The 14,027-nt window shown below is 37.4% G+C and carries 17 protein-coding genes; 11 read left to right on the top strand and 6 right to left on the bottom strand.

The genetic code is table 11. The features are described 5' to 3' along the window. Window positions 1-24: 24 nt before the first annotated feature. Window positions 25-900 carry an aldo/keto reductase gene (locus FFS26_RS12375; RefSeq protein ID WP_137905158.1) on the bottom strand — a complete coding sequence of 292 codons (876 nt, stop codon included), beginning with the start codon at window positions 898-900 and terminating at the stop codon, window positions 25-27. 276 nt (window positions 901-1,176) lie between these two features. Here FFS26_RS12375 and FFS26_RS12370 point away from each other — a divergent pair, with 276 nt between their 5' ends. Next, on the top strand, window positions 1,177-1,611 hold the full coding sequence (locus FFS26_RS12370) for a GNAT family N-acetyltransferase (protein WP_137905157.1): 435 nt from the start codon (window positions 1,177-1,179) through the stop codon (window positions 1,609-1,611). Next, complete coding sequence (locus FFS26_RS12365) at window positions 1,611-2,078, top strand: GNAT family N-acetyltransferase (protein ID WP_110010920.1); 468 nt, start codon at window positions 1,611-1,613, stop codon at window positions 2,076-2,078. The genes FFS26_RS12370 and FFS26_RS12365 overlap by 1 nt, the downstream gene beginning before the upstream one ends. On the opposite strand, the gene FFS26_RS12360 is transcribed toward FFS26_RS12365, so the two are convergent. Together FFS26_RS12360 and FFS26_RS12355 are read right to left on the bottom strand one after the other, a co-directional pair. Then, the gene (locus tag FFS26_RS12360; protein WP_110010919.1) at window positions 2,055-2,951 is read right to left on the bottom strand and encodes a LysR family transcriptional regulator; all 897 of its coding nucleotides are present in this window, start codon (window positions 2,949-2,951) and stop codon (window positions 2,055-2,057) included. The two genes, FFS26_RS12365 and FFS26_RS12360, sit on opposite strands and share 24 nt — an antisense overlap. Before the next feature lie 40 nt (window positions 2,952-2,991). Next, window positions 2,992-3,738: a metallophosphoesterase family protein gene (locus tag FFS26_RS12355; RefSeq protein WP_110010918.1), complete on the bottom strand. Its 747-nt coding sequence runs from the start codon at window positions 3,736-3,738 to the stop codon at window positions 2,992-2,994. Between the two features lie 310 nt (window positions 3,739-4,048). On the opposite strand from FFS26_RS12355, the gene FFS26_RS12350 reads away from it, so the two are divergent. From FFS26_RS12350 to FFS26_RS12325, 6 genes are all read left to right on the top strand, one after another. Further along, window positions 4,049-4,666, top strand: a complete 618-nt coding sequence (locus FFS26_RS12350; RefSeq protein WP_137905156.1) for an NAD(P)H-dependent oxidoreductase — start codon at window positions 4,049-4,051, stop codon at window positions 4,664-4,666. Beyond that, window positions 4,663-5,547, top strand: coding sequence for an NAD-dependent epimerase/dehydratase family protein (locus tag FFS26_RS12345; protein ID WP_137905155.1), 885 nt, complete (start codon window positions 4,663-4,665; stop codon window positions 5,545-5,547). The genes FFS26_RS12350 and FFS26_RS12345 overlap by 4 nt, the downstream gene beginning before the upstream one ends. A 2-nt stretch (window positions 5,548-5,549) precedes the next feature. Further along, window positions 5,550-5,837 carry a putative quinol monooxygenase gene (locus FFS26_RS12340; RefSeq protein WP_110010915.1) on the top strand — a complete coding sequence of 96 codons (288 nt, stop codon included), beginning with the start codon at window positions 5,550-5,552 and terminating at the stop codon, window positions 5,835-5,837. A gap of 2 nt (window positions 5,838-5,839) precedes the next feature. Then, the gene (locus FFS26_RS12335; protein ID WP_228449433.1) at window positions 5,840-6,592 is read left to right on the top strand and encodes a type 1 glutamine amidotransferase domain-containing protein; all 753 of its coding nucleotides are present in this window, start codon (window positions 5,840-5,842) and stop codon (window positions 6,590-6,592) included. A 226-nt stretch (window positions 6,593-6,818) separates the two neighbouring features. Further along, a complete protein-coding gene (locus FFS26_RS12330; RefSeq protein ID WP_137905154.1) occupies window positions 6,819-7,802 on the top strand; it encodes an aldo/keto reductase in 984 nt (327 codons plus the stop codon). A gap of 220 nt (window positions 7,803-8,022) precedes the next feature. Next, window positions 8,023-8,991 (top strand): cyclase family protein, encoded by a 969-nt coding sequence (locus tag FFS26_RS12325; protein WP_137905153.1) that lies wholly within the window; start codon window positions 8,023-8,025, stop codon window positions 8,989-8,991. A 478-nt stretch (window positions 8,992-9,469) separates the two neighbouring features. On the opposite strand, the gene FFS26_RS12320 is transcribed toward FFS26_RS12325, so the two are convergent. The 3 genes from FFS26_RS12320 to FFS26_RS12310 all read right to left on the bottom strand — a co-directional run bounded on the left by FFS26_RS12320 (window position 9,470) and on the right by FFS26_RS12310 (window position 10,989). Beyond that, window positions 9,470-9,913: a carboxymuconolactone decarboxylase family protein gene (locus tag FFS26_RS12320; RefSeq protein WP_137905152.1), complete on the bottom strand. Its 444-nt coding sequence runs from the start codon at window positions 9,911-9,913 to the stop codon at window positions 9,470-9,472. A gap of 8 nt (window positions 9,914-9,921) precedes the next feature. Continuing rightward, window positions 9,922-10,353, bottom strand: coding sequence for a DoxX family protein (locus tag FFS26_RS12315; protein ID WP_171006301.1), 432 nt, complete (start codon window positions 10,351-10,353; stop codon window positions 9,922-9,924). Between the two features lie 63 nt (window positions 10,354-10,416). Then, window positions 10,417-10,989 carry a Crp/Fnr family transcriptional regulator gene (locus FFS26_RS12310; RefSeq protein WP_137905151.1) on the bottom strand — a complete coding sequence of 191 codons (573 nt, stop codon included), beginning with the start codon at window positions 10,987-10,989 and terminating at the stop codon, window positions 10,417-10,419. 65 nt (window positions 10,990-11,054) lie between these two features. On the opposite strand from FFS26_RS12310, the gene FFS26_RS12305 reads away from it, so the two are divergent. The 3 genes from FFS26_RS12305 (at window position 11,055) to FFS26_RS12295 (ending at window position 14,027) form a co-directional block, all read left to right on the top strand. Further along, window positions 11,055-11,420, top strand: coding sequence for a DUF1304 domain-containing protein (locus FFS26_RS12305; protein ID WP_110010909.1), 366 nt, complete (start codon window positions 11,055-11,057; stop codon window positions 11,418-11,420). A 527-nt stretch (window positions 11,421-11,947) separates the two neighbouring features. After that, complete coding sequence (locus tag FFS26_RS12300) at window positions 11,948-13,198, top strand: glycine betaine/L-proline ABC transporter ATP-binding protein (protein WP_110010908.1); 1,251 nt, start codon at window positions 11,948-11,950, stop codon at window positions 13,196-13,198. Window position 13,199: 1 nt separating this feature from the next. Then, window positions 13,200-14,027 carry an ABC transporter permease gene (locus tag FFS26_RS12295; RefSeq protein ID WP_137905150.1) on the top strand — a complete coding sequence of 276 codons (828 nt, stop codon included), beginning with the start codon at window positions 13,200-13,202 and terminating at the stop codon, window positions 14,025-14,027.

The raw sequence follows: 14,027 nt of genomic DNA, 5'->3' as shown, positions 1-14,027 counted from the left end.
GAATATTTTGATTCTTTATTTTTATTAAATATCTGCTACAGAATTTAGCATTTTTTGCTCCCATTCAGGATCTTTAGGATCAAAGAACAATCTTTTTCCAGTATCTAAAGACCGGACAACATTCATTTCATCTTCTGTCAGCTCAAAATCAAATACGTTAAAGTTTTCTTCAATTCTTGACGGTGTCACCGATTTTGGAATTACAACGAAACCTTCCTGAAGGTGCCATCTCAAGATTACCTGAGCTACTGTTTTACCATATTTTTCGGCAATAGCTTTCAGGTCAGGATTGCTTAAAAGATTAGCGTTACCGTTGCCTAGCGGGCTCCATGGCTGTGTTATGATATTATTTTCTCTGTCATACACCTGTAGTTCTTTCTGCTGAAATACAGGATGCAGCTCAATCTGATTGATAACCGGCAAAACAGTTGAATTTACTTTTAATTCTTCAAGTTTTTCGACGGTAAAATTACATACTCCAATTGCTTTGATCTTCCCCTCCTGATAAAGCTCTTCCAAAGATTTCCATGTTCCCAGAAAGTCCCCATACGGCCAGTGAATAAGATACATATCAAGATAATCCATCTGTAATCTGTCCAATGTTCTCTGAAAAGCTCTTTTTGCTTTTTCATATCCATGATCCTGAACCCATACTTTGGAGGTGATAAACAGTTCGTCTCTGTTGACACCACTATTTTTTACGGCCGTACCTACTGCAGTTTCATTCTGATAAATAGCAGCGGTATCGATCATTCTATATCCTGTCTGAATAGCTTTGATTACTGCATTTTCACATTCTTTCAGATCTTCCATCTGCCATACTCCAAATCCTAAGGCCGGAATATCCACTCCGTTATTTAATGTTACCACAGGCTGTCCTGTATAGGTTTTCTTTTGCATAAATCTTTATTTTAATGATTAATATAAAGTGATAAACAAATTTGCAATAAAAAATTGAAAATTCTGCCTACCATTTTTACTGTTTCTGTTAAAAAATTCTTATTCATAAGGTTTAAGATGATGTATAAACTACTCCGTCTTTTTGTTTCACGATGAGTGGTCGATAAAACGGCTATGTCCACTTCTAACTTCTAACTTCTAACTTCCAGCCTCAAAATTCACCCTTCTCCTGGCATCTCACCTCTATTTTCTCTATTTTTGTTTAAAATTTAAATCATGTCACAACATATCAGATTGGCTACAGCAGAAGATTATCCGAAAATTATGGAAATATGGGAATCAGCAGTAAAAGCAACACACGATTTTCTTGCTGAGGAAGATTTCAATTATTTTAAAGAAGCCATTCCAAGAGACTATCTTCCTAATCTGGAAGTGTATTTAATTACTGAAGATCATGAAACTAAAGGATTTGCTTCCGTAGCAGAAGGCAACCTGGAAATGCTTTTCATCCACAACGATACACGTGGAAAAGGCTATGGTAAAACACTTTATCAGTTCATGAAAGAGAAAACCGGACTGACGAAAGTAGATGTCAATGAACAAAACCCTCAGGCCATCGGTTTTTATGAAAAAATGGGTTTCAAAAAAGTCGGAAGGTCTGAAAAAGATGGTTCAGGAAAAGATTACCCACTTATTCATATGAGTCTGTAATGGAAGATTTCACTTTTCATCAATTAAATTCCGATTCGGAAATTCCCTATCATCTCCTGTTATTAGCGGATGAAACCAAGAAAGCGATTAATCAATATATTTTCAATTCCGATATTTATCTTTTGCATAGCGGTACTGAAAACATTGCAGTGATGGCATTGTACGGGAAAAGCAATACGGAACTGGAAATAAAAAATGTTGCTGTCATTGAAAGCTACAGAAGCAAAGGAATCGGAAGTATCCTGATGAACAAGGCTAAAGAAATTGCCAAAGAAAACCACTATAAAATACTGACTGTCGGAACCTCGGATACGGGATTCCAACAGATCAGATTTTATGAGAAAAACGGATTCATCAGAAGTGGAATACTGAAAGACTTTTTTATTAAAAACTATCCTGATCCAATCTATGAAAACGGTTTACAGATGCGCGATATGATTGTCTTAAGCCATCACCTGGCGGAATAAACCTTTAATATGCTCTATTTCAGTCTGGTAATTGGTTTTCTTACGACATCCGAAATACAGCGTGTTTTCCAGTTTCTTTTTTCCTTCCCAGATCAGCTGTACTTCACCGCTTTCGATATCATTCCTGCACAGAAAATCAGGTACAACAGCTAATCCTGTTCCTCCCTTCAGACAACGGATAATTGAATTCAGGTTGGGAACGATATAATTGGGGCGGAAATTCGGTTTATGACCAAAATTTAAGGTCCAGAACTGGAAAAGGTGTTCCATATCTCCGGTGGTTCCGTACCATTTTTCATTCTTCAGCCACTCTTCAATCTGCTCTGCATCTTTTGTTTTCAGCACTTTATTGAAAGCCGCTTTATCTACATCTTTCCCCCCAACCAGAATAATTTGTTCCGAAGAGAAGGCTTCATGCTCGATGTTGGGTGAAGACCCCTTTTTAGGAGTGATGATAAGATCGAGAATTCCTTTATCCAGCTGATCCAGCATTTCAGGATATTCTCCAAAACTGATGATCAGATTAAAAGGTAATGAAGAAACATATTGCTCCAGAGTAGTCTGAAAAGTTTCAAAACACATCCCTACACTGATGGTAGGCGTATGTTTCTCTGTGGATTTCTGAAAATTCTTTTCTACATCCTCCAGCTTAGTGAGTGGTTCAGCAACTGCATTAAACAACACTTTACCACGCTCTGTCGGGATCATTTTTCTACCAGTCCTGTCAAACAGCTTGTATCCTACATAAGCTTCCAGTGAACTTAAGTGAAGGCTTACTCCCGGCTGTGATATGAATAAGGCATCAGCAGCACCCGTTAATGTCCCGGTTTTATAGATCGCCTTAAAAGTACGATACCATTCTAGATTAACCATGACTCAATTATTAATATTATAATGCAAATTTACAAAATAATTATAATATTAATACGTTTTCATTCTTCAGAAACGAAGCATAATAATCCGGAATCCCGCTTTCCCTTATCTGACGGGCAGTTTCATCAATCGGATAAGATAACTGTACAATTTCAGGGGTGATTTTTTCTTCATCCAAAGTCAGTACCAGATAAGAAGCCAGTCTGTTTTCTTCTTTGGAGCGGCCTACAGAACCGCAATTTACGGCCCATGTATTATTTCCGAACTGTTTTTTAAATGATAAATGGGTATGTCCCATTACGATCAGATCGGCTTTTGCCCATTCCAGCATAGATGTAAAAACCTCATCATTTTCTGATTCATACAAATAAGTATCATTGCTTTCAAGACTGGAATGAACCAGCTGGATGTTCCAGTGCTTTTTACCTGTTTTGTAATTTAACTTTAAGTGAAAAGGCAACCCGGAAAGAAATTTTTTATTCGGTTCTGTAATATGTTTTTTAGAATGATCTATCGCAATGAATCTGGCAGTAGTTTCTTCTTCTGAATGCTGAGGTAAAGGAACAACAGGAATATCAAAAGCAATTCTTTCATCGTGATTTCCCATCAAACATGGAATGTTCAGACTCCTTATTTTTTCTATTACTTCATTTCCCCAGGGTGCAAAATCTACCAGATCTCCCAGGCAGAACTTCTGGCTTATTCCTCTCTGCTCAATATCCTTCAACACCACTTCCAGTGCAGGAAGATTTCCATGCACATCACTAAAAACAGCTATCTGTATCATTGTCCTTCAATTTGTTAGGCAAATTTACCTGTCGGAAAATAATTCCGGTTCAGAGATGATATGATATTTTACCATGAAAGGGGAAATTGTCAATCGTTAATTTTTGCTTCGCAAAGTCAATAGTGAATGATTAGCTGCTGGCTAAAATAACCTCGAAACCCACAACCCATAACCCGCAACCCGAACCTCATAACCCGAATCAAAAAAACAAACTATCACAAAAATAATAACACCCTATAATTTATATTATTTTTATTATACATATATCTGATCTAACTTTGCAGAGTAAAATTTAAACAATCATAAAAAAATGAAAAAAGTACGAATCATCAACGGAGGACAGAATTTCGGACATTCCGGGGGAAAATATAATCAGACTATCGCAGACAATACATTAGCCGTTCTTAAAGAATTTGATAATGTAGAAGTAAAGATAACGAATATAAGTGAAAATTATGACAAACATGAAGAAGTGCAGAAGTTTGTCTGGGCAGATTACATCATTTACCACACTCCTATCTGGTGGTTCCAGCTTCCGAACGGATTGAAAAAATATATTGACGAAGTATTCACAGCAGGTCATGCCAAAGGAATTTATATGAGCGACGGAAGAAAGGCTGAGAATCCGGAAATCAACTATGGCACAGGAGGAATGCTTGGCGGGAGAAAATATATGTTAACAACAAGCTGGAATGCTCCTGCAACTGCTTTCACACTTCCCGGAGAATTCTTTAATGAAAAAAGCGTGGACGAAGGTCCTTTATTTGGATTCCACAGAATGAATGCCTTTGTTTCTATGGAAAAAATGGACAGCTTCCACTTCCACGATGTGGAGAAAAACGCCAATATAGAACGCGATATGAAGCTTTACAGAGAACATGTGAGAAATGTTTTTGAAAAAGAATTAAGATCTGAACTGGTATCATGAAAAAAATACTGATCACAGGTATTACCGGCTATATAGGCGGAACTATCGCAAAAAAACTCCTCGACAGGAATTATGAAGTGACAGGACTGGTTCGTAATGAAACCCATGTACAGGAACTGGAATCATTAGGAATCAAAACCATTGTGGGAAATATTCATGATGAAGACCTCATCAGAACAGCGGTTTCTGATATTGATGCTGTGATCCATAATGCAGATTCAGCAGATGATGCGTATGCAGCAGATAACTTTATCAAAGCACTGGAAGGAAGTCAGAAAACCTTTATATTCACTTCAGGGTCTGCCATTTTTGGTGGAAAAGAGAATGGTAAAAAAAGTGACTTTATCTTCAGAGAAGATTTACCTTTGCAGCCAAGACTGGAAATGGCATCAAGAGTATTGATCAACAATTACGTCCTGCAATCTGCCAGCAAAGGCATACGAAGTATTGTTATTGTTCCTACCATGGTTTACGGAGAAGGTTTAGGAATTAAAAAAGACAGCATTCAGATTCCGGCTCTTATCAACTTTTCTAAGGAGAAAGGGCATGGAGTTTATTTTGGTGAAGGTGAAAATATCTGGTCCAATTTACATATTGAAGATCTCGCAGATCTGTATGTACTCGCATTGGAAAAAGCAAAAGGTGGCTCTATCTATTATGCAGAAAACGGTTCATCTTCTCTGAAAAACATTGCAGAAAATATCAGTAAAAAATATAACTTACAATCAACTAAATCATTAAGCATACAGGATGCGGTTGACAAATTTGGTCCTGCAGGAGGTTATTTCGGTTTTGCATCCAACAGCAGATGCAGTTCAGATAAAGCTAAAGCAGAACTGGATTGGAAACCTATCTATAACTCTATTGAAAATTTTATTTAATTATGAAAATTCATCTTACAGCCATTATAAAATCCAAGGAAGAACATCAGGCAGAAGTACTGGAAGTTCTTCAGAATATGGTAAAAGAAACAAGAAAAGAAGAAGCTTGCGAGCTTTACAGCCTTCACCAGGGAATTGAAGACAAAAATGAATTTGTTTTCTACGAAATCTGGAAAAGTAAAGAAGGATTGGATCAGCACAATCAGCAGCCTTATATCCAGGCTTTCGGAGCTTTGGTTGAGGAGAAACTTCAGGAAAAACCACAGATTTATACCACCAATCTTATTTAACAATGAAAAAATTAGCGTTTTTAATGCTTGCGGTCTTTACGATAGGATTCGTACAGGCACAAACCAAAAAATCAAAGAATATGAAAAAGAAAATATTATTCGTCGTTACCAGTCATGACAAAAAAGGCAGTACAGGTGAAGATACAGGATATTACCTGGGTGAAGTTTCTCATCCGTGGGAAGTTCTTCACAAGGCAGGATATGAAATAGACTTTGTAAGTCCGAAAGGCGGAACTCCTCCGGTAGACGGCTTCGATTTGAAAGATCCTGTCAACAAAGAATTTTGGGAGAACAAGGAATATAAAAACAAGATTGATCACTCAATGACTCCGTCACAGGTGAATCCAAAAGAATACTCAACCATCTTTTATGCAGGAGGACACGGAGCAATGTGGGATTTTGCAGACAATAGAGAACTGGCGGATATTGCTTCCAAAATTTATGAAAACGGAGGAATTGTAGCCGCTGTATGTCATGGCCCTGCAGGTTTGGTAAATATCAAACTGAATAACGGGAAATATCTTGTAGACGGTAAGAAAATCAATGCTTTTACCAATGAAGAGGAATCTGAAGTAAAATTAACGAACGTTGTTCCTTTCTTACTGGAAGATAAACTGAAAGGAAGAGGAGCTAAATTTGAAAAATCAGGACTTTGGCAGAATCATGTGGTAACCGATCAGAGAGTGATCACAGGACAGAATCCACAGTCAGCAAAAAGCGTTGGAGAAGCTATCGTAAAGGAATTAAATAAATAACAGACAATTTTTAACCACAAAGTCACAACAGTTTTCAGACACTTAAGTAAAAAAAGATACTATTCAGAATACAGAGAAGAACACTTAAGTTCTTTTTAAATCCGAAAAGTTCTTAAAAGGGTCACTACTGGAACGGCGAGAATTCCTCTCCTCCGGAGGGGTGGCGAAAATTCAAAGAATTTTTGACGGGGTGGTTCAACACAACAACAATTTTTAAACAAACAAAATGGAATATAGAAAATTAGGAAACACCGATTTGGAATTATCAACCATCACACATGGTGCTTTTGCTATCGGCGGAAATATGTGGGGTGGTAATGAAAAACAGGATTCTATCAATTCTATTCACGCATCATTAGATCATGGTGTAACTTCTATCGACACAGCTCCATTCTATGGTTTCGGACTGAGTGAAGAAATGATCGGTGAAGCGATCAAAGGAAAAGACCGTTCAAAAATTCAGCTTTTGACAAAATTCGGATTGGTATGGGACGGAAGCAACAACGGAAAAGGAGAATTTTTCTTTGATGCAGAAGACGAAGGAAAAACTCTTCCGGTTTATAAGCTGGCTTCAAAAGAAAACATCATCAAAGAAGTTGAAGAGAGTTTAAAAAGATTAGGTACAGATTATATCGACCTTTTACAGCTTCACTGGCCGGACAGCACTACGCCTATCTGCGAGACCATGGAAGCTATGGAACTATTGATCCAGCAAGGAAAAATCCGTGCTGCAGGAGTAAGCAACTACAGTGTGGCTCAGATGGAAGAAGCTAACAGGACTTTAAAACTTGCCAGCAACCAGGTTTCTTACAGTATGCTAAACCGTGCAATCGAAAATGATCTTGTTCCGTATTCTCTGGAAAACAATTCTGGAATTATCGTGTACAGTCCGATGGAAAGAGGTCTTTTAACCGGTAAATATTTCAAGGAAACCCAATTGAAAGATAACGATCACAGAAACGGATATTTCTCTCAGTTTGATCTGAATAAGGTAAAAACTTTCTTAGAAAAATTTGAGCTTATTGCTCAGGAAAAAGGTGCAAGCCTTTCTCAGCTGGTATTAAGATGGACGACACTCCAACCTGCAATTACAGTAGTATTGGCGGGAGCAAGAAATGCACAGCAAGCCATCGAAAACGCAAAGGCAATGTCTATTGACCTTTCACAGGAAGAATTGAGCTTCATCAATTCTGCTTTAAGCGAAATATAATACAAAGCTGGAAGAAGGGGGCTGGAAGATGGAAGTTATTGATGTCGGATAATAAATAGACTGGTTTACAATTTGCCTTCAATTGTTATTCCGACGAAGGACGAATCTCTTTGTTACATGCAGAATAGTACATTAGAAGCCTCCTAATTATCAATACACCAATAGAACTTCCTTCTCCCAGCTTCCAGCTTCCTTTCTTTTAACCTCAATCCTTATAAAAATGAAAAATAATCTGATCAAAATTTTCGGGTTAGCCACTCTATTGACTATCAACAACATTAGTTTAAAGGCACAGACCCTTGTCAATCCGCAAGATCAATTATGGTATCCTTCGGCTTACGGTGCGAAAGATGAGATCGGAGCAGCTAATTTGTTGACTCCTGAAGTTGTCAAACAGGCTCTGGGACTTGTAAAACAAGGTAAAACATTAGCGCTTGCCGTTCCTATTGATAAAAACCTGCCTGCTTTCAGACACAGAGGTTTCAATTTATACAATATCCAACCCGGAGAACAGGGTGGAAAAAGCATTGGTCCTAATAAATTTACTTTCAATGACGAACTGGTGAACGGATGGACCGGAGTTGGAACACAACTGAACGGTATCGGACATATTGGTATTGATAATACTTACTACAACGGAAATAAAGCGACTGATTTTGTAACGGTAGAAGGCGTAAAAAAACTGGGTGTTGAAAAAGTACCTCCTTTCGTTACCCGCGGTGTCGTGCTTGATATGACGGCTCATTACGGAAAATCTATTGTACCCGGAGGAACAGAATTTACTGTAGAAGACATCAGATCTGTTTTAAAGAAACAAGGCCTTACCCTGAGAAAAGGTGATATCGTTCTTTTCAATACCGGATGGCTTGAATTGATCGGTAAAAACAATCAGCAATTCCTGGAAACAGAACCCGGAATCGGTATGGATGCTGCCAAATGGCTTGCCAATCAGGGAATCGTAGCTTTTGGCGGCGACACCTGGGCTTCCGAAGTATATCCTAACCCAAAAAGTAAGGAAGAATTTCCCATCAACCAGTTTATGCTGGCTAAAAAAGGAATTTATAACCTGGAGCTGATAGACAGCCGTCCATTGGTGAAACAAAAAGTCTGGGAATTTTTATTTGTGCTGGGACAGCCTTTATATGTAGGTTCTACTCAGGTGAATGTAAATCCTGTAGCTATTTATTAAATTAAATGTTACAGTATGAGGCTATTTAAACTTTTATATTCATTGCTTTAACCACAAAAGGCACAAAAGTTTTAAACACTTAAGTTTTTTCAGAACCAGGTCTTATGCATAATAAGTACACCTAAGTTTTGTGAAAATCTTTGATTTTCATCTTGTGTGAACTTTTCTGCAGTATCATTTTAAACTTACTTAAGTGAGCTCAAGTGTTCTAAAATAAAACCTTTTGTGACTTTTGTGGTTGGATAAAATTCAAACAACTTTTATATCCGAGAAACGGAGATACAATGTAATTCCGGTTTAAAAAATAAAATGAACCAAAGAATTTATTTTAGAATTAATACCCAAACTGTGATACATTGTCACTTTGAATTTTACATTAAAACGGCCTTTCAGTTTTTGAAAGGCCGTTTTGATAAAAAGTAAACATCCGTAATTACGCAGTCTTCATCAACTTCCATCACCCAACTTCCTGACTCCGTTATTTTGCAATTGGAATATGCGTGCTCACTGCAATTCTGTTCCAGGCATTGATGGTAATAATCGCCATAATGATCTGAGCGATCTGGTGATCATCAAAGAATTTTTTCGCCTTCTGGAAAGTTTCTTCTGTTAATCCGTTTTGACTGATCAGTGTAATTTCCTCAGTCATTGCCAAAAGTACCTGCTCTTCTTCAGTGAAAAATTCTTTTGCCTCTGTCCATCCGTTCAGAATAAAAATTCTTTGAGGATTTTCACCGTATTTGATGGCATCTTTGGTGTGCATATCAAGGCAGAACGCACATTTATTGATCTGTGAGGCCCTGATTTTAATTAATTCCTTCTGAATATGGGTTAAAGAAGTGGTCTGTAAGTATGCTTCTAATCCCATCATTGCTTTGTAAGCTGCTGAATCTACTGTTGCAATATTTAATCTTGCGCTCATAATATGTATTATTTTTTGGTTAATTGATCTATACTTAAAGAATAATGTTGCTGAACCGCCAGTAAAAGAGCCGCGGCACTTCCTACCCATACAGAATAGTTGAGTGGAGCTTTAGCTCCTGAAGCAATGGTCATGGATACGGCAAAAATCAACAGCAGAATACTGCTTCCATAGGCTGCAAACTTTGTTTTAAATCCAAAGATCAGCATCAAGGGAAAAAGAATTTCTAAAAAGGTAGCAGCATAGGCTGAAACTGTACTTAAAGCTTCCGGAAAAAAAAAGGTAAGCTGTCTTGTGTATTCTTTAAAACGCTCCATGTTTCCCCATGAAGAATTTTCTTTACTCCATAATCCGAACCGGTCTGCCACCGCAGAAAGCATTGTAACGGCGAGAGCCAGTCTTAAAAAGAGTTGCGGAAAATGATTTTTTGTATCTGTCATTGCATTGGTTTCTAATTACATGACAAATTTCCGGCTTCTGATCCGTAAAAAACTTAAACTGGTTTAAGATCGTAATTTTGCTCTGATTTCACTCAGATATTCCGGAGTAAGATTCAAAAAAGAAGCTATAAGATATTGAGGAATCCTTTGAATAAACCACGGATACAATGTACTGAAATGCATATAAAGCTCTTCTCTGGACATTTCATACAAATAACGGATCCTGCGTTCCGCAGCAGCATATGCCCGCTGATAGATCATGCGGAAATACCTTTCCATAACAGGATGCTTTTGTAATAATTCTTCCTGTCGCTCCAGATCAATTACCAAAACGGAAGAATGTTCTACCGCCTGTATCGAAAAGTTTGTTTGTATCTGCCTTTCGTAAGCAAATGTATCTGTAATCCACCAGTTTTCAATGGCAAATTCCGTTGTCTGCTCTACCCCTTTTTCATTGATAAAGAACTTTCTCAGACATCCTTTCACTACAAAATACATGGTCCGGCACACTTCACCTTCCAGCATCAGATTTTGCTTCTTTTTTACATCCATTACCTCAAAAAATGATACAATAGAGGTATATTCTTCGTCAGTTACTGTAATAAATTTGTTTAAATGTGATTTGAATGGATCCATGGTAAGAATTAATACTCAAACTTAACTTTATTTTTTTAGTTTTACAATGAGAAAAATATTGAATCATGGAAATCGTTGCAAAAATTCTGATCGCTGTCGTTGCACTGGAACACCTTTATATTCTTTGGATGGAAATGTTCGCATGGGAAACCAAAGGAAAAGAAGTTTTTAAAGCCGCTCTGCCTGCAGAAATGTTTAAACCAACGAAAGGACTTGCTGCCAACCAGGGACTTTACAATGGTTTTCTGGCTGCCGGACTGATCTGGTCATTCCTGATTAAAGATCCGCAATGGCAGACCAATGTGGCATTATTCTTTTTAGGATGTGTAGCTGTGGCCGGAATCTATGGAGCCATTTCTGCCACTAAAAAAATATTTTTCGTTCAGGCATTACCCGCCATTCTTGCTATTATTACCGTTTTATTGAAATAACCTTACGGGTTATCTTTTAAAATAATTACCATATCCATCTCTCTTACCTTCAATGATAAGAGAAAATTCATTATGAAATCACCTCTTTAAAACTATATTGAAAATCAACAATTTACATAAATAAAAATCCATTTAATATAAAATTCGTAAATTTGCACCGTCATAAAAAATTGATATACAGTTTTTTGATGCTGGCAAGCATTTTGATGAAATGTAGCCATTCAAGTTGTTCAGTATACATATCTGTAATTACCTCATCAGTAATTTAATTGTAGAATCTATGTAAAAGATCAGTTTCTTTTTACATAATACACTCTTTTTCTAGAGTATAATCTATTGAAATATTTAAAATAAACATAAGGCCAGCAGGTCTTTATGCTATTATTTTTTTGTTTAAAGCTTTTATCACCAAAGGCTTGGCAAATTATTTTATCCTATCATCAACATCAGAACAACGAAAGCTAAATATATATAATGAATTGGTGTACAATTTTTTATATCAAATTATTAATTGAAAAATTCTGAATATGGAAAAAAATGAAAACACTAGAAAAGTAAAACTTAAAGTGGAAGACCTGACCATCATCTTTGGTAAAAACAAAGAAAAGGCACAGGAACTTCTGGACAAAGGTTTTTCCAAAAAGGAAATTCTTGAAAAAACAGGCTGCACCATAGGAATCAACAAAGCCAGTTTTGAAATCTATGAAGGAGAATTCTTTGTGATCATGGGACTTTCAGGAAGTGGAAAGTCTACGTTACTGCGCTGTTTGAACAGACTGAATGAACCCACTTCAGGAAAAGTATACATCAATGACGATGATATCACCGGGAAAAACAATAAAGAGCTGCTGGAAGTAAGAAGAACGGAAATGAGTATGGTATTCCAGAAATTCGGATTACTGCCTCATCATACAATTCTCGACAATGCTGGTTTCGGGCTGGAAATCAGAGGAGAAGACAAAGTTTCTCGTGATAAAAAAGCACAGAAAGCGCTGGATATCGTTGGATTAACCGGTTTTGAAAATCAGTATCCTTCTCAGCTTTCCGGAGGAATGCAGCAGAGAGTAGGATTGGCAAGAGCGCTGGCCAATGATCCTGAAGTTTTGCTGATGGATGAAGCATTCTCTGCATTGGATCCGCTGATAAAATCTGAAATGCAGGATCAGATGCTTGAACTGCAGAATACCTTACAAAAAACCATTGTCTTTATTACGCACGATCTGGATGAAGCCATTAAAATCGGAGATCGTATCGTCATCATGAAAGATGGAGTGATAGAGCAAATAGGAACAGCGGAAGATATTTTAACCAATCCTGCAAGCGACTATGTGAAAGCGTTTGTAGAGAAAGTAGACCGTAAAACGATTATTACTGCCAGATCTTTAATGTTTGATAAAGCGACAGTTGTACGTTTCAGAAAAGACGGTCCTGAAGGCGCTTTAAGAAAAATGAGAGCTACAGGTCTGGAAAACTTACCTGTAGTGGATTTTCAAAATAAATTTCTGGGTTTTGTAACCCTTAATGATGTTGTCCGCATTGCCAGAAAAAAAGAACCTACGGTAGAATCTATTATCAACAGCAATGTTCCTTCGGTTTATCCTGAAGTAACGGTAGAGGAAATGCTGCCGCTGATCTCAGAAAATAAATCGTCCATTGCTGTAATTGATGAAGACAATAAATTTTTAGGTTTAGTAACCCAATTATCACTTGTCATAGAAGCTACCAAGTTTAACGAAGAAGAGATCATAGAATTAAAAGAAATTGCAAACAACCAATAAGATGAATAAAACTATAGATATAGGCCAATATGTAGAAACTGCAATCAATTGGCTCACAGAAAACGGAAAGCCTGTATTTGATGTCATAAAACATCTGGGAAATTCCTCTATTATGGGGATTGAATGGGTTTTAACAAACACCCCTTTTTATGTAATCATTCTCTTTTTTACCCTGCTGGCGCTATGGAAGGCCGGAAAAGGTATTTCTGTAGTAACGGCTGCCGGATTAAGTTTAATATTTTTAATGGGATTATGGAAAGAAACCATGGAAACGCTGGCTCTGATCTTTGTCTCCACCATTACAGCCCTTATCCTTTCTATCCCTTTGGGAATTCTGGCCGCGAAAAACAAAATAGCTGACAAAATCATTCGTCCTTTACTGGATCTGATGCAGACCATGCCCGCATTTGTCTATCTGATCCCGGCTGTACTGTTTTTTAGTATTGGTAAAGTACCGGGTGCTTTTGCAACGATTATTTTTGCCATGCCGCCCGCTGTACGATTAACAACTTTGGGAATTGAAGCCGTTCCGAAAGATATTGTGGAAGCTGCCAGGGCTTTTGGAGCCACCAACCGTCAGATCCTGTTCAAAGTAGAGCTTCCTTTAGCGATGAAAACGATTTTAACAGGAATCAATCAAACCATATTATTATCCTTATCCATGGTCGTTATTGCAGGAATGATTGCTGCAGGCGGTTTAGGAGAGAAAGTACTGGAAGGAATTAATAATCTGGATATCGGATTAGGATTTGAAAGTGGTTTATCCGTAGTGATATTGGCCATTATCCTCGACCGTATTACCCAGGGATTTGTAAAGAAAAAGCAATAA

The sequence above is a fragment of the Chryseobacterium sp. 2VB genome (assembly GCF_005503635.1).
In the GTDB taxonomy this organism is placed as follows: domain Bacteria; phylum Bacteroidota; class Bacteroidia; order Flavobacteriales; family Weeksellaceae; genus Chryseobacterium; species Chryseobacterium cupriresistens.
This window is presented reverse-complemented; position numbering and strand designations above follow the sequence as displayed.